At 69.0% G+C, this 20669-nt stretch carries 22 protein-coding genes and 1 tRNA gene; 8 read left to right on the top strand and 15 right to left on the bottom strand.

The window, feature by feature from the left end:
- Positions 1-125: 125 nt before the first annotated feature.
- Positions 126-1259: a helix-turn-helix transcriptional regulator gene (locus BLT43_RS02310; RefSeq protein WP_090109712.1), complete on the top strand. Its 1134-nt coding sequence runs from the start codon at positions 126-128 to the stop codon at positions 1257-1259.
- A gap of 64 nt (positions 1260-1323) precedes the next feature.
- Positions 1324-1833, top strand: a complete 510-nt coding sequence (locus tag BLT43_RS02315; RefSeq protein WP_090109714.1) for an acyloxyacyl hydrolase — start codon at positions 1324-1326, stop codon at positions 1831-1833.
- A 12-nt stretch (positions 1834-1845) separates the two neighbouring features.
- On the opposite strand, the gene BLT43_RS02320 is transcribed toward BLT43_RS02315, so the two are convergent.
- The 6 genes from BLT43_RS02320 to BLT43_RS02345 form a co-directional block, all read right to left on the bottom strand.
- Positions 1846-2931, bottom strand: a complete 1086-nt coding sequence (locus BLT43_RS02320; RefSeq protein WP_090109716.1) for an ABC transporter ATP-binding protein — start codon at positions 2929-2931, stop codon at positions 1846-1848.
- Entirely contained in the window at positions 2928-3740 is an 813-nt protein-coding gene (locus tag BLT43_RS02325) for an ABC transporter permease (RefSeq protein WP_090109718.1), read from the bottom strand. Before BLT43_RS02325 ends, BLT43_RS02320 begins: the two co-directional genes overlap by 4 nt.
- Positions 3740-4612 carry an ABC transporter permease gene (locus tag BLT43_RS02330; protein ID WP_090109720.1) on the bottom strand — a complete coding sequence of 291 codons (873 nt, stop codon included), beginning with the start codon at positions 4610-4612 and terminating at the stop codon, positions 3740-3742. Before BLT43_RS02330 ends, BLT43_RS02325 begins: the two co-directional genes overlap by 1 nt.
- Positions 4613-4817: 205 nt before the next feature.
- On the bottom strand, positions 4818-5309 hold the full coding sequence (gene rpsI, locus BLT43_RS02335) for a 30S ribosomal protein S9 (protein WP_090109721.1): 492 nt from the start codon (positions 5307-5309) through the stop codon (positions 4818-4820).
- Positions 5309-5770, bottom strand: a complete 462-nt coding sequence (rplM, locus tag BLT43_RS02340) for a 50S ribosomal protein L13 (protein WP_090110238.1) — start codon at positions 5768-5770, stop codon at positions 5309-5311. Before rplM ends, rpsI begins: the two co-directional genes overlap by 1 nt.
- A gap of 162 nt (positions 5771-5932) precedes the next feature.
- The gene (locus BLT43_RS02345; RefSeq protein ID WP_090109723.1) at positions 5933-7330 is read right to left on the bottom strand and encodes an aminotransferase-like domain-containing protein; all 1398 of its coding nucleotides are present in this window, start codon (positions 7328-7330) and stop codon (positions 5933-5935) included.
- Positions 7331-7419: 89 nt separating this feature from the next.
- Here BLT43_RS02345 and BLT43_RS02350 point away from each other — a divergent pair, with 89 nt between their 5' ends.
- A complete protein-coding gene (locus BLT43_RS02350; protein WP_090109725.1) occupies positions 7420-7647 on the top strand; it encodes a DUF1127 domain-containing protein in 228 nt (75 codons plus the stop codon).
- Positions 7648-7696: 49 nt separating this feature from the next.
- On the opposite strand, the gene BLT43_RS02355 is transcribed toward BLT43_RS02350, so the two are convergent.
- The gene (locus tag BLT43_RS02355) at positions 7697-8125 is read right to left on the bottom strand and encodes a PaaI family thioesterase (protein WP_242652189.1); all 429 of its coding nucleotides are present in this window, start codon (positions 8123-8125) and stop codon (positions 7697-7699) included.
- A 216-nt stretch (positions 8126-8341) separates the two neighbouring features.
- Between BLT43_RS02355 and BLT43_RS02360 the strand changes: the two genes are divergently transcribed.
- Together BLT43_RS02360 and BLT43_RS02365 are read left to right on the top strand one after the other, a co-directional pair.
- Positions 8342-9043: a corrinoid protein gene (locus BLT43_RS02360; RefSeq protein WP_090109727.1), complete on the top strand. Its 702-nt coding sequence runs from the start codon at positions 8342-8344 to the stop codon at positions 9041-9043.
- 41 nt (positions 9044-9084) lie between these two features.
- Positions 9085-9717: a DUF1638 domain-containing protein gene (locus BLT43_RS02365; protein ID WP_090109729.1), complete on the top strand. Its 633-nt coding sequence runs from the start codon at positions 9085-9087 to the stop codon at positions 9715-9717.
- Here BLT43_RS02365 and BLT43_RS02370 read toward each other — a convergent pair whose 3' ends face one another.
- The 4 genes from BLT43_RS02370 to purM all read right to left on the bottom strand — a co-directional run bounded on the left by BLT43_RS02370 (position 9718) and on the right by purM (position 13119).
- Positions 9718-10128: a SufE family protein gene (locus BLT43_RS02370; protein ID WP_090109731.1), complete on the bottom strand. Its 411-nt coding sequence runs from the start codon at positions 10126-10128 to the stop codon at positions 9718-9720.
- 95 nt (positions 10129-10223) lie between these two features.
- Positions 10224-11396, bottom strand: a complete 1173-nt coding sequence (gene rnd / locus BLT43_RS02375) for a ribonuclease D (RefSeq protein ID WP_090109733.1) — start codon at positions 11394-11396, stop codon at positions 10224-10226.
- Between the two features lie 89 nt (positions 11397-11485).
- Positions 11486-12082, bottom strand: coding sequence for a phosphoribosylglycinamide formyltransferase (purN, locus tag BLT43_RS02380; protein ID WP_090109735.1), 597 nt, complete (start codon positions 12080-12082; stop codon positions 11486-11488).
- Positions 12079-13119: a phosphoribosylformylglycinamidine cyclo-ligase gene (gene purM, locus BLT43_RS02385; RefSeq protein ID WP_090109736.1), complete on the bottom strand. Its 1041-nt coding sequence runs from the start codon at positions 13117-13119 to the stop codon at positions 12079-12081. Before purM ends, purN begins: the two co-directional genes overlap by 4 nt.
- A 108-nt stretch (positions 13120-13227) precedes the next feature.
- Here purM and BLT43_RS02390 point away from each other — a divergent pair.
- Positions 13228-13303 (top strand) — tRNA-Ile (locus BLT43_RS02390).
- Between the two features lie 304 nt (positions 13304-13607).
- On the opposite strand, the gene BLT43_RS18825 is transcribed toward BLT43_RS02390, so the two are convergent.
- The gene (locus BLT43_RS18825; RefSeq protein WP_131802610.1) at positions 13608-13961 is read right to left on the bottom strand and encodes a hypothetical protein; all 354 of its coding nucleotides are present in this window, start codon (positions 13959-13961) and stop codon (positions 13608-13610) included.
- Between the two features lie 365 nt (positions 13962-14326).
- Between BLT43_RS18825 and BLT43_RS02395 the strand changes: the two genes are divergently transcribed.
- Both BLT43_RS02395 and BLT43_RS02400 read left to right on the top strand, forming a co-directional pair.
- Complete coding sequence (locus BLT43_RS02395; RefSeq protein ID WP_090109738.1) at positions 14327-14761, top strand: universal stress protein; 435 nt, start codon at positions 14327-14329, stop codon at positions 14759-14761.
- A gap of 158 nt (positions 14762-14919) precedes the next feature.
- A complete protein-coding gene (locus BLT43_RS02400) occupies positions 14920-17028 on the top strand; it encodes a S9 family peptidase (protein WP_090109740.1) in 2109 nt (702 codons plus the stop codon).
- 49 nt (positions 17029-17077) lie between these two features.
- Here BLT43_RS02400 and BLT43_RS02405 read toward each other — a convergent pair whose 3' ends face one another.
- Genes BLT43_RS02405 through BLT43_RS02415 form a run of 3 tightly spaced genes read right to left on the bottom strand, consistent with a single transcriptional unit; the run spans position 17078 to position 20663 of the window.
- Entirely contained in the window at positions 17078-18787 is a 1710-nt protein-coding gene (locus BLT43_RS02405; RefSeq protein ID WP_165612524.1) for a dipeptide ABC transporter ATP-binding protein, read from the bottom strand.
- Positions 18784-19689: an ABC transporter permease gene (locus tag BLT43_RS02410; protein WP_090109742.1), complete on the bottom strand. Its 906-nt coding sequence runs from the start codon at positions 19687-19689 to the stop codon at positions 18784-18786. The genes BLT43_RS02405 and BLT43_RS02410 overlap by 4 nt, the downstream gene beginning before the upstream one ends.
- Positions 19689-20663 carry an ABC transporter permease gene (locus BLT43_RS02415; protein WP_090109743.1) on the bottom strand — a complete coding sequence of 325 codons (975 nt, stop codon included), beginning with the start codon at positions 20661-20663 and terminating at the stop codon, positions 19689-19691. The genes BLT43_RS02410 and BLT43_RS02415 overlap by 1 nt, the downstream gene beginning before the upstream one ends.
- Positions 20664-20669 lie beyond the last annotated feature (6 nt).

Here is a 20669-nt window from a genome sequence, read left to right on the forward strand (position 1 = left end):
GCACCGGGAAAAATCGAACGGGCCGGTGGGTACCCTAGGGAACCCTCGGCCGGCTATCCCGTTTGAAAACATTGCAACCCCGGAGGGTCCGGATACACTGAACCGACCCATCGAACAGGCCGCCCGTGACCGCCTCACATGATCTGGATCACTCGATCGAGACCCTTGTCGACCTGATCTATCAGTGCGCGATCGAACCGTCGCTCTGGCTCGAATTGCCCGGAAGGCTCAGCGCCGCGGCGGGCGGCGGCGGCTGGGCCCTGCAGCTTCTGCGCGATGGCCCCTCGCCGCTGGCGGTGGCACAGGGCGCGAATTTCGACCCCGACCTGTGGTCGCGCTACCCCGAGCATTTCGCCGGCATCAACCCGTGGCTGCCGCGGCTGATGCAGGCGCCGGTGATGCATCTGCTGCGCGAAGCCGACGTGCTCGACCCCGAGGTCCTGCGGCGCGGCCGCTTCTACGCCGATTTCCTGCTGCCGCTGGGCGACATGCAATGCGCGGTCGGCTCGCTGATCGAGCGCAGCGAGCAGGGGGTCATGCTGCTGACCAGCAATTTCGCGCCGCGCCACGAAGAGGCGCTGGCTGGGACCACGTGCGAGCTGATCCAGCGGCTCGCGCCGCATCTGCGCCGCGCACTCGACCTGAGCCGGCTGGCGGAACGCAGCGCGCTGCGCCACGGCAGCGAGATCCACGCCGCGCTCAATTCCCGCACCGCCTGCTTCATGCTCGACCATAAGTCGCGGCTGCTGCAGGCCGACCCGCGCGGCGAGGCGCTTCTGTCGCTCGGCGAGGCGATCCGGCTCGGGCCGGATCGCCGGCTGCGGTTCCGTGCCGCGCCCGCCAATGCCGCGCTCGACGCGCAGCTCGCCTCGGGCGGCCGCAACGGCAACGGCTTCCGGGTGGCGATCGGGGACGGCAACGCGCTGCTGGCGCGGCTGGTGCCGCTGCCGCGACGCGAGACGCCCGGTGCGGTCACCCGGCTGCTCGGGGTCGGCGAGGCCGTCGCGGCGCTGATCGTGGTCGATTCGCGCGCGCCGGTCGGCCCGGATGCCGAGACGCTGCGCCAGCTGTTCCAGCTGACCCCGGCCGAGACCTCGGTCGCGCAGGAGCTGGCCGAGGGGCTGAACCTGCGCGAGATCGCGGCGCTGAGGGATTGCAGCGTCAACACCGTGCGCAACCAGCTGCGCAGCGTGCTGTGCAAGACCGGCACCACGCGCCAGGCCGAGCTGGTGGCCCTACTGGCCCGGCAGGGCGTCTGACGCGGCGCTTGCCACCGCCGCCGCGCGGGCCAGTTCACCCAAGGCAGGAACACGGGAGCACAGCATGGACGCCGCAATCGCCCTTCTCTTCGCCGCCACCGGCTTCGGCCAGATGGCGCTGGAGCATTGTCCCAATGCCGGCTGCTTCGCCCTACAGCCGGCGCAGGGGCGGCAGGCGGTGCAGGTCGGCAACCTGCTGTTCCAGGAAGAGGAGATCGGCGAGGAGATCTACCTGCAGCACCACTTCGCGCGGCGCTACGGCCCGTTCCAGCCGCTGACCGGCCTTTCCGTTAGCTCGCATGGCGATGTCTGGGCCGGGATCGGCGTCGCCTGGACCGGCGACCTGCCCGGCCCCGGCTATCTCGAGACCTCGCTGATGCCGGGGGTCTACCTGCAGGCCGACGGGCCCGATCTGGGCCACCCGGTCGAGTTCCGCTCCTCGATCGGCGTCGGCGTGGAGTTCGGGGGCGGCGCGCGGCTGTCGATGCATTACGACCACCGCTCGAACGCCGACATCTCTGGTACCAACCCCGGGCTCGAAAGCCTCGGGGTCCGGTTCTCCATGCCGCTCTGAGCGGCGTCCCGATCAGCCCGGCAGCAGCACCAGCGCCCGCTCGTCCCAGGCGACGCGGGTCTTGGTGCCGACATCGAGCACCGGCCGGCCGATCAGGTTCTTCATCGCGATGTTGAGCGGCCGGTCGACGCCGGGCACGCGCACGTCGTAATAGGTCATGTCGCCGTAATAGACGACCTCGTCGACCACGCCTTCGGCGACGCGGCGGTCGGTGGCCTCGCCCTCGAACAGGATCGCCAGCGTCTCGGGGCGCAGCCCGACCGTGGCGGCCCCGACGGGCACGCCGCCCGGCGCCTGCTCGGCGGCGATGGCGCCGCGCCCGAGGCCCGCGACATCGACCTCGATCGCGCCGCCGTCGCGGCGGACATCGGCGGGCAGGAAGTTCATCTTGCCGATGAACTCGGCCACGCGCTTGCTGGCCGGGCGGCGGTAGAGCGTCTCGGGGTCGGCCATCTGGCCGATCTCGCCCTCGAACATCACCGCGATCCGGTCGGACATGACCAGCGCCTCCTCCTGGTCGTGGGTGACGAGGATGAAGGTGATGCCGACCTGGCGCTGCAGGCGGATCAGTTCGACCTGCATCTGCTCGCGCATCTTCTTGTCGAGCGCCGAGAGCGGCTCGTCCAGAAGCAGCACCTTCGGCTCGAGGATCAGCGCGCGGGCCAGCGCCACGCGCTGCCGCTGGCCGCCGGACAGCGCATGCGCCCGGCGCTGGCCGTAGCCGCCCAGGCCCACCATCTCCAGCGCCTGCTCTACCGCGCGCGCCTTCTCGGCCTTCGAGCGCGGGTCGCGGCGCAGGCCGAAGCCCACGTTCTCGGCCACCGAAAGATGCGGGAAGACCGCGTAGGACTGGAACACCATGTTCGTGGGCCGGTGGTTGGCGGCGACGCCCTTCATGTCGCGCCCGTCGATGCGGATCGTGCCGGAGGAGACGGCCTCGAAGCCCGCGATGGTGCGCAGCAGCGTGGTCTTGCCGCAGCCCGACGGGCCCAGGAGCGAGAAGAACTCGCCCTGCCGGATGTCGAGGTCGATGCCGCGCAGCGCGTGGTAGTCGCCGTAATGTTTCTCGACGCCCTTGAGTTCGATGAGGGGGGTCACAGGAAGCCTCCGGTATCCTTGACGCCGGCGCGGGCCATGCCGCGGCGGCGGAAATATTCGGCGATCACCAAGAGCACCACCGAGAGCGTCACGAGGATCGTGCCGAGCGCCATCACCACGGGTAGCTGCGCCGGAAAGCGCAGGAGGCCCCAGATGTAGACCGGCATGGTCGGGTTCGCCCCGGTGAGGAAGAAGGCGATGATGAACTCGTCGAGGCTGATGGTGAAGGCGATCAGCATCGAGGAGATGATCCCCGGCATCACCAGCGGCAGGGTCACGAGGCGAAAGGCGCTCCAGCGGCTTTCGCCGAGATCCATCGCCGCCTCCTCCATCGAGGGGTCGAGGTTCTGGAAGGCGCCGTTCAGGATGGCGATCGAGAAGGGCGTGCAGATCAGCGTGTGCGCCGCGATCACCGACCAGTTGTTGAGGTTGAGCCCCAGCACCTGTCGCAGCACGATCAGCAGCGACACCGCGACGATGATCTCGGGCAGGACCAAGGGCAGCATGACGAAGCCGATGATGCCCTTCTTGCCGGGAAACTCGGCCATGGCGCCCGCGCGCGCCGCGCACATCCCCAGAAGCGTCGCGAAGATCGCGGTCATCACCGCGATGAAGAGCGAGTTCCTGAGCGACTGCAACAGCGCCGCGTTGGTCGCCAGCGCCTCGAACCACTGGGTGGTGAAGCCCTTGAGCGGGAAGGCGATGATCGTCGCGTCGTTGAAGGCGAAGAGCGGCAGCAGCACGATCGGCGCGTAGAGGAAGACGAGGTAGAGGACCGCGTAGGTCCCGAGCGAACGGCCCTTCTTCATCACCGCCCCCTCAGCCAGCGGCGGTTCAGCCCGACGAAGACGAGGCTGATCGCGGTGACGCAGACCATGGCGACGAGCGCCAGCGCCGCGCCGAGCGGCGCGTTGTTGAGCTGCAGGAACTGGGTCTGGATCATGTTGGCGATCAGCTTGCCGCCGGCCCCGCCCATCAGCTCGGGCGTGACGTAGTCGCCGATCGTGGGGATGAAGACGATCAGCACGGCGGCCACCAGCCCCGGCATCGACAGCGGCAGCGTGACGCGGAAGAAGGTGGTGACGCGGCTCTCGCCGAGATCCTGGCTGGCCTCGAGCAGCGAGCGGTCGATCTTCTCGAGCGCGACGAAGATCGGCAGGATCGCGAAGGGCGCGAAGGCATGCGCCAGCGTGATGATCACCGCGTTGACGTTGTAGAGGATGAAGCTCAGCGGCTCGTCGATGATGCCGGCGCCGACGAGGCCGGAATTGATCACGCCGTTGTAGCCGAGGATCACCTTCCACAGGAAGACGCGGATCAGGTAGCTGGTCCAGAACGGGATGGTGATCAAGAACAGCCAGAGCGACTTCTTCGAGGGCTGGACGTGGAACGACACGTAATAGGCCACCGGGAAGGCGAGGATCACCGTGACCAGCGTGACGATGCCCGAGACCATCAGCGAGCGGCCGAGCAGCATGGTGTAGATCGGCTTGTCGAGGATCTCGCGGTAGTTGGCCAGCGTGAAGCTGGTGTCCACCGTCATGAAGTCCTGCGTCCAGAAGCTGAACAGCACGACCGCGAGGATCGGCAATGCCAGCAGCGCCAGCGCGTAGAGGAAGGGCGGCGCGACCAGCGTCGCGGCGCGGCCCCCTTCGGTGGTTGCGTATTCCCTCAGCCCCATGCCTGCCCCGCTGTTCCCCCGACCGGATGCTTCACCGCGCCGACGCAAAGATCAACCGCGAAGACGCGCCGCTGCTTTTTCCGCAAACCGTGTGACTCGCAAGGGGGAATCGGCGCAGGCCCGTGTCGTCGCGGGCGCCGTGGCGCGCATGCAGAAAGGGCGGCCCGAGGGGCCGCCCTTTCCGATCGCAGCGATGTGCGAAAAATCAGCGCTTCGAGAACTGGAAGCTGCGGCGGGCCTTGCGGCGGCCGTACTTCTTGCGCTCGACGACGCGGCTGTCGCGGGTCAGGAAGCCCGCGGCCTTGAGCGCGCCGCGCAGGCTGGGATCGTAGAGCTGCAGAGCCTTCGAGATGCCGTGCTTGACCGCACCGGCCTGGCCCGAGAGGCCGCCGCCGGCGACGGTGGCGTAGACGTCGAACTGGCCCGAGACACCGGCGACCTGGAACGGCTGGCGCAGGATCATCTGCAGCACCGGGCGGGCGAAGTAGACGTCCATCTCCTTGCCGTTGACGGTGACCTTGCCGGAGCCCGGCTTGATCCAGACGCGGGCGACGGCGTCCTTGCGCTTGCCGGTCGCGTAGGAGCGGCCGTGCTCGTCGCGCACCGGCTCACGCGGGGTCAGGGTCTCGGTCGCGGTCTGGCCTTCGGTCGAGACGGCCGAGCCCAGCTCTTCGAGCGAATTGATCTGATCGGCCATTATGCGGTCCTCGTGTTCTTCTTGTTCATGGACTTGACGTCCAGAACCTCGGGCTTCTGCGCCTCCATGCCGTGCTCGGCACCGGCGAAGATGCGCAGATGGGTCATCTGGGTGCGCGACAGGCGGTTGCCCGGCAGCATCCGCTTGACGGCCTGCATCACGACGCGCTCGGGGTGCGCACCCTCGAGGATCTGCTGCTTGGTGCGCGACTTGATCCCGCCCGGGTGGCCGGTGTGCCAGTAGAAGTGCTCTTCGCGCTTCTTGCCGGTCAGCTGCACCTTGTCGGCGTTGATGACGATGACGTTGTCGCCCATGTCCATGTGCGGGGTGAAGGACGCCTTGTGCTTGCCGCGCAGGCGCATGGCGATGATCGAGGCGAGGCGGCCCAGCACGACGCCCTCGGCGTCGATCAGGACCCACTTCTTCTCGATATCCGCCGGAGTAGCGGTGAAGGTTTTCATGGTCTTGCCCTTGATCTGCAACGCGCACCGCCCCGGGGGCCGCCCGCGCAAATTCGATGGGCGGGTTCTAAACGAAGCCGCGGTCAGGTCAAGCGCATTGTGCCGCAATTTATATATGTAAAACAGTGGCTTGCAAATAAGGTATCCAGATACCCCAACAAATCACACTTCCACCTCCTGCCGCGGGGCGGCCAGCAGCTCGGCCAGACGGTCGAGCCCTGCGGCGAAGGCCGCGTCGTCGCGCTCCCCGGTCAGGGCCAGTCGCACCGCCGAGGGCGCGCGCCCGTCGATCAGCGCGAACTCGTCGGCCGGCTTGATCCGCACGCCGCGCGCCTCGGCCGCGCCGCTGAGCGAGGAGGGCCGCCAGCCGCGCGGCATCTCGAGCCAGGCGAAGGGCACGCCGTCGCGCAGCCGCAGCGCGAAGCCGCCGAGCCGGTCGCGGGCCATCGCCACGCGGCGCGCCTGCACCGCCAGCACCGCGTCGCGCACCCGGTCTGCGACGCCGCTCGACAGCGCCGCCTCGGCCAGCGCCACGGTCGGGCGCGACAGGCCGAAGAACTGCTGCTGCGCGGCCAGTCGGGCGCGGCCGCCCTGCCCCGGTGCCGCGAGGATCGCGCCGAGCCGCAGGTCGGGGCTGAGCGTCTTCGACAGCGTTGTCACCACCCAGGACCGTTCGGGCGCGAGGCGGCGGTAGCTGGCATCCTCGCCGCCCTCGGCACGGAAGCAGTCGTCGTCGATGATCTGCAGATTGTACTCGCGGCAGACCGACACAATTTGCGCCCGCCGCTCCGGCGAGGTGCGGATGGTGGTCGGATTGTGCGCCTCCGGGCTGGTACAAAGCACCTGCGCCCCGGTCTCGCGGCAGGCCCGGGCCAGCGCGTCGGGCAGGAGCCCCTCGCCGTCGAAGGAGATGCCGTTGATCTCGGCCCGCACCAGCGCCGCGGCGTGGCGAAATCCGGGATAGGCCAGCTCCTCGGTCAGCACCACCGGCCGCGGCCCGTGCAGCAGGCTTTGCAGCAGCACCACCATGCCGTGCTGCGCCCCGGCGGTGAGCACCACGTCCTCGGGCGCGATGATGCCGTGGCCGGGTGCGGCGAACCAGCCGGCCAGAAGCTCGCGAAGGCGCAGGTCATGCTCCGGGCCGGGATAGGTCACATAGGCGCCCGGGCCGGGATCGGGGAGGGATTTCAACAGCGAATGCAGCATTGCGCCCTGCCCGACATCGGCCACGTGCGCGGTGCGCAGGTTCAGCATCGTGCCGTCGCGCCCAGGGCCGAGATGGTCGAGCAGCGCCGGCAGCGGCGCCGGGGTCTCGGGCACCGCCACGAAGGTGCCGCGCCCGACCATGGCCGAAAGCACGCCCTGGTCGACGAGGTCTTTGTAGGCGCGGGCGACGGTACCCGGCGTCACCCCGAGCCGCCAGGCCACCTCGCGCACCGGCGGCAGCCGCGTGCCCGGCTCGATCCGCCCGGTGCCCACCGCCTGCTGGATCGACCGCTTGATGGCCTGGTGCTTGACCGGGATGCCCTCGGCCAGTTCCGGCCACCAAGTTGTATCCATCACAAAACTCCTATCGACGCCGTTCGCCGCAGATTGTATCTATTGCGTATCCCTGAACGACCACATTGTGTCAATACAAGAGTGCCGCCATGACCACCTTCGTCGCCCCCGCCCCGTCGCTGACCGATCGCGAATTCGCGCCGCATGGTCTCGTCTCCGCGGCGCTGGTGGCGCTGGCTCGCCGCGTCGCGCTGTGGGAACGCCGGGCCCGCACCCGCCGGACGCTGGCGCATATCGACCCGGCGCGCCTGCGCGATCTCGGCCTGAGCGAGGCCGATGTCCGCCGCGAGGCCGCATTGCCGTTCTGGAAGGGTTGATTCCCCGGCTCTTCCTGCCTGTGGGGCCGGCCTCGTCCGGCCCCTTTTTTCATGCCGAGCGCCGCTCGGGCGGGATCGCGTAGGTCAGCGCGGCGCGCGCCATCGCGGCCTCCGAGCCGGCGCTGAAGATCAGCGCGTCTCCCACCGCCAGCGACCGGCCCAGCTTCAGAAGCCGCACCTCGGCCAGCAGGTCCACCCCGGCGGCCGGCTTGCGCATGAAATCGATCGAGGCGTTGGTGGTCACGGTCAGGGCCCTCGGCCCGATCCGCGACAGGATCGCGAGGTAGACCGCCACGTCGGCGAGGCCGAACATGGCCGGGCCCGACACCGTGCCGCCGGGGCGAAGATGCATCGGATCGGCGCGCAGCCGCAGCGTCAGCCCGGCCTCGTCGGCCCGCTCCACCCGGAACTGGTGCGCCACCTCGGCGAAGTCCGTCTCCAGAAACGCGTTCAGCGTCCCGCGGTCCATGGCCAGCATGGATTTCCCCCTCTCTCGTTTCCCCGCAGGTAAGCTTCCCGATCCGCCGCGCGGCCGCAAGCCGCGAAGTTGAACGCGGCTCATGCTGATCCTTCGTGCTTTTCATTTGCATCAGAGTCGGTTGCGGGGCAGGCAGTGTCGGAAATGGCAGAGCCGCGCGCGCCGATCCGCGCGTTGATCCGGTTCATACAGCATCGCCCGCCCGAGGAGGCCCGCATGTCCGACGAAGACGATATCGTCCTGTCCGAACTCGACGACGAGGAGCTCGTCGCCCAGATGTTCGACGACCTCTACGACGGTCTGAAGGACGAGATCATGGAGGCCACCGAGATCCTGCTGGAGCGTGGCTGGCAGCCCTACGAGGTGCTGACCAAGGCGCTGGTGGGTGGCATGACCATCGTCGGCAACGATTTCCGCGACGGCATCCTGTTCGTGCCCGAGGTGCTCCTGGCCGCCAACGCCATGAAGGGCGGCATGTCGATCCTGAAGCCGCTCCTGGCCGAGACCGGCGCGCCGCGCATGGGCAAGATGGTGATCGGCACCGTCAAGGGCGACATCCACGACATCGGCAAGAACCTCGTGGCAATGATGATGGAGGGTGCGGGCTTCGAGATCGTCGATCTCGGCATCAACAACCCGGTCGAGAACTACCTCGAGGCGCTGGAGCGCGAGCAGGCCGACATCCTCGGCATGTCGGCGCTGCTGACCACCACCATGCCCTACATGAAGGTCGTGATCGACACGATGAAGGAGAAGGGCATCCGCGATGACTACATCGTTCTCGTGGGCGGCGCGCCCCTGAACGAGGAGTTCGGCCGCGCGATCGGCGCCGACGCCTATTGCCGCGACGCCGCCGTGGCGGTGGAGACGGCGAAGGACTTCGTCGCACGCCGCCACAATCAGATGGCCGCGGGCTGACCCCGGTTGCGCCGCCCCGGCGGCGCGACCATTTCCCTACCATGACCGACCTGCCCTCAGACGACCAGCTGACGCGTTCGGGCCTTGCGCCCGAGGGGCGTGGCCGGGTGCTGCTGATCGCCTGCGGCGCGCTGGCGCGCGAGGTCCTCGCGCTGATCGGGCGCAACGGCTGGGACCATCTCGACCTGCACTGCCTGCCGGCGATCCTGCACAACCGCCCCGAGAAGATCGCGCCCGCGGTCGAGGCCGCCGTGCAGGCGCGCGGCGCGGGATACGACCGGGTCTTCGTGGTCTATGCCGATTGCGGCACCGGCGGAGACCTCGCCCGCACCTGCGAACGGCTCGGCGTCGGCATGGTCGAGGGGCCGCATTGCTATGCCTTCTACGAGGGCGTCGACGCCTTCGCCGCGCGCGGCGAGGTGACGAGCTTCTACCTCACCGACTTCCTCGTGCGGCAGTTCGACGCCTTCGTCTGGCAGCCGCTCGGCCTCGACCGGCACCCGGATCTGCGGGACATGTATTTCGGCAATTACGAGACGCTGGTCTACCAGGCCCAGACCGACGATGAGGCGCTCACCGAACTGGCGCGCCGCCACGCCGAGCGTCTGGGGCTGGAATTCGAGCGCCGCGCGACCGGCTATGGGGAGCTGGAAGGCGCGCTGGCGCGGGCCTGATCAGGCGGCGGCCATCGCGGTTTCGCGGATCCGCTCGACCATCGCGCGCAGGCCGTTCGAACGCTGCGCCGAGAGGTGGTCGTTCAGCCCGAGCCGGGCCAGCTCGCCGCCGGCATCGATGCGCGGCACGTCCTGCACCGGCACGCCGTCATAAAGCGCGTGCAGCACCGCGATCAGGCCGCGCACGATCATCGCGTCGCTGTCGCCGCGGAAATGGAAGGTGCCGTTCTCGGGCGCGGGCACCAGCCAGACCTGGCTCGCGCAGCCATGCACCTTGGTCGCGGGCACCTTCAGCGCGTCCTCGAGCGGCGCCATCGCCTTGCCCAGCTCGATGACATGCCGGTAGCGGTCCTCCCAGTCGTCGAGGAACTCGAAGGTGTCGGCGATGTCTTCGAAGGCGGCTTGGGCCATCTGCGTCTCCTGTGCTCGGTCTGTGTCCCTTAGGTAAGAACCATTGGCGAATTTGCCAGTGGGCGGCATCGCCTGCGGCCACTCGGGCGGCGGTCTCAGAGCTCGACCGTCACCACCTGCGCGCCCTTGGCGGCAAGGCCCACCCGGCCCTCGCAGAGCGCCAGCGCCTCTTCGCCGAACACCTCGCGCCGCCAGCCATAGAGCGCGTGCACGTCGCGCTCGCCCGCCGCCAGCATGTCGAGATCGGCCGAGCTGGCGATCAGCTTCGGCGCCACGCCCTCGGCCTCGGAGCGGGCCTTGAGCAGCACGCGCAAGAGGTCGGCCAGCGCCGGGTTCACCTGCAGCTGGTCGCGCGGCTTCTCGGATTTCGGCATCTTCTCGGGCGGGGTCTTGGCCGCGCGATCGACCGCGGCGAGGATGCCCTCGGCGATCTCGCCCTTGCGGGCCTCGCGCAAGAGCAGCCGCGAGCGGCCGAGATCCTTTTCCGAGGCCGGCCGGGTCGAGGCCAGCTCGACCAGAGCGTCGTCCTTGAAGACGCGCGACCGCGGCACGTCGCGCTCCTGCGCATAGGCCTCGCGGAACTTCGCAAGCTCGCGCAGCGCGGCGAGGAACTTGGGCGCGTTGGAGCGGGTCTTGACCCGCATCCAGGCGGTCTCGGGATCGACGCGGTAGGTGGCGGGGTCGTTCAGCACCGCCATCTCCTCGGCCACCCAGCGGGCGCGGCCGGATTTCTGCAGCTGGCCCGCCAGCCATTCGTAGATCACCCGCAGATGGGTGACGTCGGCCAGCGCGTAGGCCTTCTGCGCCTCCGACAGCGGCCGGCGCGACCAGTCGGTGAAGCGCGAGGACTTGTCGATCTCGGCCTTGGCGATCTTGCGCACCAGCGTCTCGTAGCCCGCCTGCTCGCCGAAGCCGCAGACCATCGCGGCGACCTGCGTGTCGAACAGCGGCGCCGGGATCAGCCCGGCCTCGACCTGGAAGATCTCCAGATCCTGCCGCGCGGCGTGGAACACCTTGATGACGCCGGGGTCGCGGAACAGCTCGTAGAGCGGCGCGAGGCTCAGCCCCTCGACCATCGGGTCGACCAGCACCGCGCTGCCCTCGCCGCCATCGGGGCCGTCCTCGCCGGGATGGGCGATCTGCACGAGGCAGAGCTTGGAGTAGTAGGTCCGCTCGCGCAGGAACTCGGTGTCCACCGTGACATAGGGGTATTTCGCGGCGCGTTCGCAGAAGGCGGCGAGGTCTTCGGTGGTGGTGATGGTCTGCATGTCGTCCCGGGCTTGCGGAGATGGAAGGGGGCGCGGCGGCCCGTCCCGTCCGTCTTAGGCCAAGTGCCGGGGGATGGAAAGCGCGCCGCTCAGAGCCGGATCGGCGTCCGGTCGCCCTGGGCGAAGCGGCGCAGCACCATGGGGTAAAGCCTGTGCTCCTGCTCCAGCACCCGCGCGGCGAGGCTGTCGGGCGTGTCGCCCGGCCGCACGGGCACCCGCGCCTGCCCCAGCACCGGCCCGCCGTCGAGCTCGGCCGTCACCTCGTGCACCGAGCAGCCATGCTCGGCGTCGCCCGCCTCGATGGCGCGCGCATGGGTGTGGAGCCCACGGTATTTCGGCAGCAAGGAGGGGTGGATGTTGAGCATCCGACCCTCCCAGCGGGCGATGAAGCCCGGGGTGAGGATGCGCATGAAACCGGCGAGGCAGATGATGTCGGGCCGGGCCGCCTCGAGCGTCTCGGTCAGCGCCGCCTCGAAGGCGGCGCGGTCCTTTCCGAAGGGCCGGTGATCGACGGCGGCCGTCGGGATGCCGAGACCGGCGGCACGGGCGAGCCCGCCCGCCGCCGGGTCGTTCGAGGCCACCAGCACCGGCCGCGCCGGGTGATCGCCCGCCATGTCGCGGACCAGCGCCAGCATGTTCGAGCCGCCGCCGGAGATCAGGATGGCGACGCGGGCCGGCTCGGTCACGACAGCGCGCCCTCGTACTCCACGCCCTGCCCGGCCACGACATGGCCGAGCCGGTGCACCGTCTCGCCCGCGCCTTTCAGCAGCGTCTCCAGCGCTTCGGCGCGCGCGGCGTCGACCACCACGACCATGCCGATGCCGGAGTTGAAGGTCTTGAGCATCTCGGCCTGATCGAGCCCGCCTTCGCGCTTCAGCCAGTCGAACACCGGCGGCAGCGACCATGCGCCGAGGTCGATCTTCGCGCCCAGCCCGTCGGGCAGCACGCGCGGCAGGTTCTCGGTCAGCCCGCCACCTGTGATGTGCGCGAGCGCATGCACGCCGCCCGAACGGATCGCCGCCAGAACCGGCTTCACGTAGAGCCGGGTCGGCGCGAGCAGCGCCGCGCCGAGCGTCTCGTCCGCGAAGGGCGCGGCGTCGTCCCAGCCGAGGCCCGCGCGCTCGACGATGCGGCGCACGAGGCTGTAGCCGTTGGAATGCACGCCGTCCGAGGCGAGGCCCAGGAGCACGTCGCCCTCGGCCACGCCGTCGGGCAGCGCGGTGCCGCGCTCCATCGCGCCCACGGCGAAGCCCGCGAGGTCGAAATCGCCGGCCGGGTACATGCCGGGCATCTCCGCCGTCTCGCCGCCGATCAGCGCCGCGCCCGAAGCCTCGCAGCCCGCCGCGATCCCCTCGATCACCCGCGCGGCGTGATCGAGCGACAGCTTGCCGGTGGCGAAGTAGTCGAGGAAGAACAGCGGCTCGGCGCCCTGGCAGACGAGGTCGTTGACGCACATCGCCACGAGGTCGATGCCGACGCCGTCGAGATGGCCGGTGTCGATCGCGATGCGCAGCTTGGTGCCGACGCCGTCGGTCGCGGCGACCAGCACCGGGTCGGTGAAGCCCGCGCCCTTGAGGTCGAACAGCGCCCCGAAGCCGCCGAGGCCGGACATGGTGCCGGGCCGGTCGGTGCGCTTGGCCGCGGGCTTGATCCGCTCCACGAGCGCGTTGCCCGCATCGATGTCCACGCCCGCCTGGGCGTAGGTCAGCCCGTCCTTCGTCATCGCGTCCCCCGCATGCCGTCTGCCAGATTGCCGCCGCGATACCGCAGGACCCGGCAAAGGGCCAGCGCCAACTTGACCGGGGGGCCTGACCTGCTAGGAGGAGCGCGGGGGCCCGTAGCTCAACGGTCAGAGCAGACCGCTCATAACGGTTTGGTTGGGGGTTCGAATCCCTCCGGGCCTACCAGAACAACATCTAATTCGCTGAACTCAAAGCGCATCATGCCCCGCACGGGGTAAGATGCGTTACTAACGGTAATAATGTCATGCCGGGCCGACCACACACGATTTCGGTGCTGATGCGATGCGCGGCAACGGTAGAAAGATATCACGCCGAGGGCGAGGCTGAGCGGTCCCGAAAGCGCTAAACACCGACACGTATTACCTTATCCCATTCAGTGATCCGTCTCACTCGGCCGTCGTGTCCTAATCTCGTTATTCGCGTACCATCCATGCGGGGACAATCTCCAAGTCTGGTCACAGCACCTGACTTATTTGCTGGAGGCTACCTCTCGGCATTGCCCATCCGATACCGACGAAACGGTCCCGTCAGCGGCAATCACCACATCTGCCCATCGACCAGCACCGTATTCGCGGCGTTCGATCACTTGCACGGCGAGATCGTTAGAGAACGGCGCCCGCACCCTGAGCCAAACTGCTTCAGGATGGATTTTCAGAACGTCATAGGTGCTTCCGCCATCGCTACGTGTTGCCGATGAACTGCTTTGGTCGATGACAATTTCGAACGGATCGCCTTGCCCCCAATTGCATCGGAACGTCAGCTCATCAGCGCAGACCGCGGTGGAGGTGATGCAGAGAAGTAGGCTGGTCATGGCTTGATACATCGCCTGCTCCTGTAGCAGATCACTTGCTTAGTGTCGTGCTGACAAGGCGCAAATAGCTCTACCCGAAGATGAACTAGCGCCGTCGCTTGTACGCATAACGCAATATGAGCAAATATGGCAAAGCTGGAAGAAACCCCTCCTCGCCCGCCAGGCAACATTTTTCGCAATGAACTGGCCCTCCTTCTTCGACATGCGGATCGAAGCTGCACACGGGCATTGGTCTGTAAGTTGGGACTACGCGTTCAATCCGAGCGGGCTTCGAACCCGTTTCGAGGGAAATGGCGGTAGACCGTGAGAACATGACACGGTCGAGCAAGGCGCGACCATGTTATGATCGCTGCAGCAGCCGCACAGGAGCCGTCGAGATGTTCAAGTCCATAGCGATCCCGATCGATCTGAGGCATCTGGACCAGATGCAGCGCGCGCTGGCCGTGGGGGCCGATCTCGCGCGCCATTTCGGCGCGACGATCACCTACCTGTCGGCCACGCCTTCGGCGCCCAGCTCGGTCGCCCGGACGCCGGAGCAGTTCGCCCAGAAGCTGCAGGCCTTCGCCGCCGAGCAGTTCCCCGACGGCGCGGTCCGGACCGAGACGCACAGCTTCATCGTGAACGACCCCACCGGCGATCTCGACCACGCGCTGCTCGAGGAGATCAGGACGCTCGACCCCGACCTCGTCATCATGGCGAGCCATCGGCCGGGCGTGGGGGACTATTTCTGGCCCTCGCATGGCGGCCGCATCGCCAGCCACGCGCCCGCGACCGTCATGCTGGTGCGGGAGGACGTGGAACTCTCCGGCTGAGCGGACCGGTCGCGCGGAGCCGGCAGCGACCTCGTGCGATGGTGCGTCGCGCGTGCCGACCAATCGAACGCGGCCCTGCCGGTCACGGGCCGCACCGGCACGTTGTCATTCGGCCCCTCCGTCCCCACACTGAGGGGGACAGGATCCAAAGGACCAACATGCCGAACCCCTTCAAGGCCTTGCCCGACGCTCCGGTGGCCGAGCGCCGCCCCACTTCGACACGCGTCCATGGCGTGGCGCTCCATGACGACTATGCGTGGCTGCGCGCCGAAAACTGGCAGGAGGCGATGCGCGATCCGCGGCAGCTGCCGGCCGACATCGCCGCCTACCTGACCGCCGAGAACGACTATTACGAGGCGGCGATGGCCGACACCGCGGCGCTGCAGGAACGCCTCGTCCGGGAGATGCGCGGCCGCATCAAGGAGGACGACAGCAGCGTGCCCCGCCGCAACGGTCCCTTCGCCTATGCCGTGCGCTTCGCCGACGGGGCCGAATACCCCCGGGTCGTCCGCACACCGCGCGAGGGCGGCGACGAGCACGTCCTGCTCGACGTCGATGTCGAGGCTGAGGCGCAGGACTACTTCCAGCTCGGCCGGACGCAGATCTCGCCGGATCACCGGACGCTGGCCTGGAGCGCCGACGTCAACGGCTCCGAGTTCTTCCGGCTGCGCTTTCGCGACATCGCCTCCGGCGCGGATCTCGACGAGGAGATCCCGGACGTGGCCTCGATGGCCTGGGCCGATGCGCGGACGCTGTTCTACGTGCGCGTCGATGCGCGGCACCACCCCAACAAGGTGTACCAGCACGTGCTGGGCAGCGACCCGGCGGAGGACGTGCTGGTCTTCACCGAGAGCGACACGCGCTACGGCGTCGGCGTCGAGCGGCTGCGCTCGGGTGCCTATGTGGCGATCTCCACGGGCATGAACGACGAGAACGAGGTCCACCTGATCCCCACGGCCGACCCGGAGGCCGTGCCGCACGTGGTCGAGCCGCGCAGCACCGGCCTCGAATACGAGGTCGAGCACCAGGGCGACAGGCTGCTGATCCTGACCAATGCCGACGACGCGGTCGACTTCAAGGTCGTCTCCGCCCCGGTCGCGCAGCCCTCGCGCGACAACTGGAGCGACCTGATCCCGCACGAGCCGGGCCGCATGATCGTGGGCCTCGCCGCCTTCGAGGGCTGGACGGTCTGGACCGAGCGGCGCAACGCCCTGCCCCGCATCTGCTACGTCGCCGCCGGCCGCCCGCCGGAAGAGGCGCAGGTGATCGGCTTCGAGGAGCAGGCCTATGCGCTGGCCGCCGATCCCGGCCCCGAATACGCCACCGACGTCTTCCGCTTCACCTATTCCTCGCCCACCACGCCGCCGCAGGTGTTCGACTACGACCTGTCGAGCGGCGAGCGCGTGCTGCGCAAGACGCAGGAGATCCCGTCGGGCCACGACCCGGCGGACTACGTCACCCTCCGTATCACGGCACCGTCGCATGACGGCGCCGAGGTGCCGGTGACGATCCTGCATCACAAGGACACGCCGCTCGACGGCAGCGCGCCCTGCCTGCTCTACGGCTACGGCTCCTATGGCGCGAGCATGCCGGCGGCCTTCTCGGCCAACCGGCTGTCGCTGGTGAATCGCGGCTTCGTCCATGCCATCGCGCATGTGCGCGGCGGCGAGGAGCTGGGGCGCGGCTGGTACGAGGCCGCGAAGTTCGGCGGCAAGCCCAACACCTTCCACGACTTCATCGCCGCGGCCGAGACGCTGATCGGCGGCGGCTACAGCGCCGCGGGCCGGATCGTCATCCAGGGCGGCTCGGCCGGCGGGCTGCTGGTGGGCGCGGTGCTGAACATGCGCCCGGACCTCTGGGCCGGGGCGATCGCCGACGTGCCCTTCGTCGACGTGCTGGCGACCATCCTCGACGACAGCCTGCCGCTGACCCCGGGCGAGTGGTCGCAATGGGGCAACCCGATCGAGAGCCGCGAGGCCTTCGAAGACATCCGGGGCTATTCGCCATATGACAACGTCGCGGCGCAGGACTACCCGCCGATGCTGGTGACCGCCGGCGTCTCGGACCCGCGCGTGACCTACTGGGAGCCCGCCAAGTGGGTGGCCCGCCTGCGCGCCAGCAAGACCGACGACAACATCCTGATGCTGCGGACCAACATGACCTCCGGCCATTTCGGCAAGTCGGGGCGCTTCGCGGCGCTGGAGGACGCGGCGCGCAGCTATGCCTTTGCGCTGAAGGTCACGGGCGCGGATCCCGCGACGGCCTGAGATCCGGTCGGGCGCGCGGCCGGGTGTGGCCCGGCGCGCCCCTCCGCCGTCAGGCGGCGCGCCATTCCGCCGGCATCACCGGCGTCAGCCGCAGCAGGTCGCGCGTGTAATCCGCGCGCGGCCGCTCGAAGATCTGGTCGGTCGGCCCGGCCTCGACCAGCTTGCCGCTCTGCATGACGGCGACCTCGTCGGCGAGCTGGCGGACCACGGCGAGGTCGTGGCTGATGAACAGCACCGTCAGGCCGAACAGCGACTGCAGGTCCTTCAGCAGGTTCAGCACCTGCGCCTGGATCGACACGTCGAGCGCCGAGGTCGGCTCGTCGCAGATCAGGAAGCGCGGCCGCGCCAGAAGCGCGCGGGCGATGGCGATGCGCTGGCGCTGCCCGCCCGAGAACTGGTGCGGGTACTTGTCGATCGCGTCCGCCGGCAGGCCCACGAGGTCGAGCATCGCCGCGCTCAGCGCGCGCCGCCGTTTCGCATCGGGTTCGAGTCCGTAGAGCCAGAGCGGCTCGCCCAGGATGCGGCCGACGTCGTGACGCGCGTTCAGGCTCGAGAACGGATCCTGGAAGATCATCTGGATCAGCCGCCGCGCCGCGTGGCCGCGCGGCCGGGCCTTGGCGGCGGGCAGCGCCTCGCCGCCCAGGGACATTTGGCCCGAGGCGGGCGAGACCAGCCCGGTGATCACCTTGGCGAGCGTCGACTTGCCCGACCCGCTTTCGCCCACGAGACCCAGCACCGATCCGGGCCGCACCGAGAGCGACACGCCGTCGAGCGCGACGAAGGGCGCCTCGCGGGTCCAGAGGCCGCGCCGCGCCCCGGCGAAGCGCACCGTCACCTCGTCGAGCGACAGACCCACCGGCTCTGTTTCGCCTTCCGCGGTCAGCCAGCGCCGGGCCTGGGCGGCCGGGCGGTCGTCCTGCGCGTGTCGCGCCCCGCCCCCGCCCTCGCCCGGCACGCGGAAGCGCTCGAGCCGGCGGTCGATCGGCGGCACCGAATCCATCAGGTCGCGGGTGTAGTCATGCGCCGGCTGGCCGAGCACCTGCCGCGTCGCGCCGCTCTCCATCACCTTGCCGCCGCGCAGCACGGTCACGCGGTCGGCGACCTGGGCGATGACGCCGATGTCGTGGGTGATCAGCAAAAAGCCGATGCCGCGCTCGTCGGCCAGGCGCCGGATCAGCGCCAGCACCTGGCTCTGGACCGCCACGTCGAGCGCGGTGGTCGGTTCGTCGGCGATGATCAGCTCCGGGTCGGTGCACAGCGCCAGGGCGATCACCACGCGCTGCCGCATCCCGCCCGAGAACTGGTGCGGGTAGGAGGAGATGCGGCTCTCGGCGTCGCGGATGCCGATCTCTTCCAGAAGGTCGACGGCGCGCTCGCGCGCGGCGCGGCGCGAGATGTCGGAATGCGCCTGCATGGTCTCGATCAGCTGTTCCTCGACCGTCATCAGCGGGTCGAGGCTGGTCTGCGGGTCCTGGAAGATCATGGAGATCCGGTCGCCGCGCAGCCGGTGCGCGGCGCGCGGCGACAGCGCGCGCAGGTCGGTCTCGCCCAGCCGCAGGCGGCCCTCGGCCACGTAGCCCGGATGCGGCAAAAGCCCGATCACCGCCGCGCCGATGGTCGACTTGCCCGCGCCGCTTTCGCCCACGAGGCCATGGATCTCGCCCGGTCCGATCGAGAGCGACACGCCCTCCACGGCGGTCAGCTCGCCGAAGCGCGAGGGGAAGCGCACGGTGAGGTCTTCGACGCTGAGCAGGGTCATCTGAGCCTCGGGTTGAACAGGTCGCGCAGGAAGTCGCCCAGGATGTTGATCGAGACGACCAGCGCCACGAGGAAGGCGGTCGGCACCCAGAGGATCCACCACTCGCCCGAGAGCAGGAAGCCCATGCCGATCCGGATCAGCGTGCCGAGAGAGGGGCTGTCGGCCGGCAGGCCGATGCCGAGGAAGGACAGCGTCGCCTCGAGCAGGATCGCCGAGGCGAGGTCGACGGTCATGATGACGAGGAGCGGCCCGAGGATGTTGGGCAGGATGTGCACGCCCATGACGCGCAGCGGGTGCTGGCCCTGCATCATCGCCGCCTGCACGTATTCCTTGTTCTTCTCGACCATCACCGAGGCCCGCGCGGTGCGCGCGAAATTGACCCAGAGCGACAGCGCGATGGCGAGCGTCAGCACCGGCACCCGCAGTTCCTGGTGCAGCGCGGTCGGCAGCACGCCGCGGGCGATGCCGTCGATCAGAAGCGCGGTCAGGATCGCCGGCAGCGCCAGCTGCACGTCGGCCACGCGCATCACCACCGCGTCGACCCAGCCGCCGAAATAGCCCGCAAGCAGCCCCAGCCCGACGCCCAGCAGCGTGGCGATCAGCATCGCCATCAGCCCGATCAGCAGCGACAGCCGCGCGCCGTAGAGGATCGAGGAGATCATGTCGCGGCCCTGGTCATCGGTGCCGAGCAGGAACTCCGGGTCGCCGCCGGGCAGCCAGGCCGGCGGCTTCAGCCCGTCGATCAGGCTGAAGGTCGACAGGTCGTAGGGGTTCGAGGCGGCGATCCAAGGCGCGAGCAGCGCGCCGCCGACGATCACGACCGTCGCCAGCGCCGCGATCATCGCGGCGGGCGAGCGGGTGAAGAGCCACAGCCCCTCGCGGCGGCGGATGTAGTCGAGCATCAGGCGGCCTCCCGCACCCGCAGCCGCGGGTCGATGGCGACGTAGAGCAGGTCCACGGCCAGGTTCACCACGACGAAGAAGAAGGCGATGACCACGAGGTAGACGCTCATCACCGGGATATCGACGAAGCGGATCGACTCGAGGAACAAAAGCCCCATGCCGGGCCACTGGAACACGCTTTCGGTGACGATGGAGAAGGCGATGACGCCGCCGAACTGCAAGCCGATGATGGTGATCACCGGGATCATGGTGTTGGGCAGCGCGTGGCGGAAATGCAGCCGCCGCCACGGCACGCCCCGCGCCGTGGCAAAGCGGATGTGGTCCGAGCGCATGACCTCCATCATCTCGGCCCGCACCAGCCGCATGGTCAGCGTCAGCTGGTAGACCCCGAGCGTCAGCGCCGGCAGGATCAGGAAGCGCCAGCCCTCGGGCCGCAGCAGCGAGCTTTCCCACCAGCCGATCTCGACCGTGCCGCCGCGGCCGAAGGTCGGCAGCCAGTTCAGCCAGACGCCGAAGGTGAAGATCAGCATGATGCCGATCACGAAGGTCGGGATCGACACGCCCACCAGCGTCAGCAGCAGCACGCTCTGGCTGGTCACGCCCTTGGGTCTCAGAGCGGTGTAGATGCCCGCCGGTATGCCGACGACGAGCGAGATCAGCAGCGCCACCACACCCAGTTCGATGGTGGCGGGCAGCCGGTCGAGGATCATCTCGCCCACCGGCTGGCGGGTGCGGTAGGAATAGCCGAAATCACCCTGCAGCAGGTCGCCGGTGAAGCGCAGGAACTGCAGCGCGAAGGGGTCGTTCAGACCCAGCTCCTCGCGCAGCCGCTCGCGGTCCTCGACCGAGGTCTCGACCCCGGTCATCTGGCTGACCGGGTCGCCGACGAAGCGGAACAGCGAGAAGGCGAGGAAGGCGACGGCGACCATCACCAGCACGGACTGCGCCAGCCGCTTGATCAGGAACCACGCCATCGCCCT

The sequence above is a fragment of the Limimaricola pyoseonensis genome, assembly GCF_900102015.1.
Classification (GTDB): domain Bacteria; phylum Pseudomonadota; class Alphaproteobacteria; order Rhodobacterales; family Rhodobacteraceae; genus Limimaricola; species Limimaricola pyoseonensis.

Bases quoted from the DNA above. Each gene is read 5' to 3' on its own strand.
- BLT43_RS02315 (WP_090109714.1), top strand. From the start codon at position 1,324: ATGGACGCCGCAATCGCCCTTCTCTTCGCCGCCACCGGCTTCGGCCAG.
- BLT43_RS02325 (WP_090109718.1), bottom strand. From the start codon at position 3,740: ATGAAGAAGGGCCGTTCGCTCGGGACCTACGCGGTCCTCTACCTCGTC.
- BLT43_RS02330 (WP_090109720.1), bottom strand. From the start codon at position 4,612: ATGGGGCTGAGGGAATACGCAACCACCGAAGGGGGCCGCGCCGCGACG.
- rpsI (WP_090109721.1), bottom strand. From the start codon at position 5,309: ATGGCCGATCAGATCAATTCGCTCGAAGAGCTGGGCTCGGCCGTCTCG.
- rplM (WP_090110238.1), bottom strand. From the start codon at position 5,770: ATGAAAACCTTCACCGCTACTCCGGCGGATATCGAGAAGAAGTGGGTC.
- BLT43_RS02345 (WP_090109723.1), bottom strand. From the start codon at position 7,330: ATGGATACAACTTGGTGGCCGGAACTGGCCGAGGGCATCCCGGTCAAG.
- BLT43_RS02350 (WP_090109725.1), top strand. From the start codon at position 7,420: ATGACCACCTTCGTCGCCCCCGCCCCGTCGCTGACCGATCGCGAATTC.
- BLT43_RS02355 (WP_242652189.1), bottom strand. From the start codon at position 8,125: ATGCTGGCCATGGACCGCGGGACGCTGAACGCGTTTCTGGAGACGGAC.
- BLT43_RS02360 (WP_090109727.1), top strand. From the start codon at position 8,342: ATGTCCGACGAAGACGATATCGTCCTGTCCGAACTCGACGACGAGGAG.
- BLT43_RS02365 (WP_090109729.1), top strand. From the start codon at position 9,085: ATGACCGACCTGCCCTCAGACGACCAGCTGACGCGTTCGGGCCTTGCG.
- BLT43_RS02370 (WP_090109731.1), bottom strand. From the start codon at position 10,128: ATGGCCCAAGCCGCCTTCGAAGACATCGCCGACACCTTCGAGTTCCTC.
- rnd (WP_090109733.1), bottom strand. From the start codon at position 11,396: ATGCAGACCATCACCACCACCGAAGACCTCGCCGCCTTCTGCGAACGC.
- purM (WP_090109736.1), bottom strand. From the start codon at position 13,119: ATGACGAAGGACGGGCTGACCTACGCCCAGGCGGGCGTGGACATCGAT.
- BLT43_RS18825 (WP_131802610.1), bottom strand. From the start codon at position 13,961: ATGTATCAAGCCATGACCAGCCTACTTCTCTGCATCACCTCCACCGCG.
- BLT43_RS02395 (WP_090109738.1), top strand. From the start codon at position 14,327: ATGTTCAAGTCCATAGCGATCCCGATCGATCTGAGGCATCTGGACCAG.
- BLT43_RS02400 (WP_090109740.1), top strand. From the start codon at position 14,920: ATGCCGAACCCCTTCAAGGCCTTGCCCGACGCTCCGGTGGCCGAGCGC.
- BLT43_RS02405 (WP_165612524.1), bottom strand. From the start codon at position 18,787: ATGACCCTGCTCAGCGTCGAAGACCTCACCGTGCGCTTCCCCTCGCGC.
- BLT43_RS02410 (WP_090109742.1), bottom strand. From the start codon at position 19,689: ATGCTCGACTACATCCGCCGCCGCGAGGGGCTGTGGCTCTTCACCCGC.
- BLT43_RS02415 (WP_090109743.1), bottom strand. From the start codon at position 20,663: ATGGCGTGGTTCCTGATCAAGCGGCTGGCGCAGTCCGTGCTGGTGATG.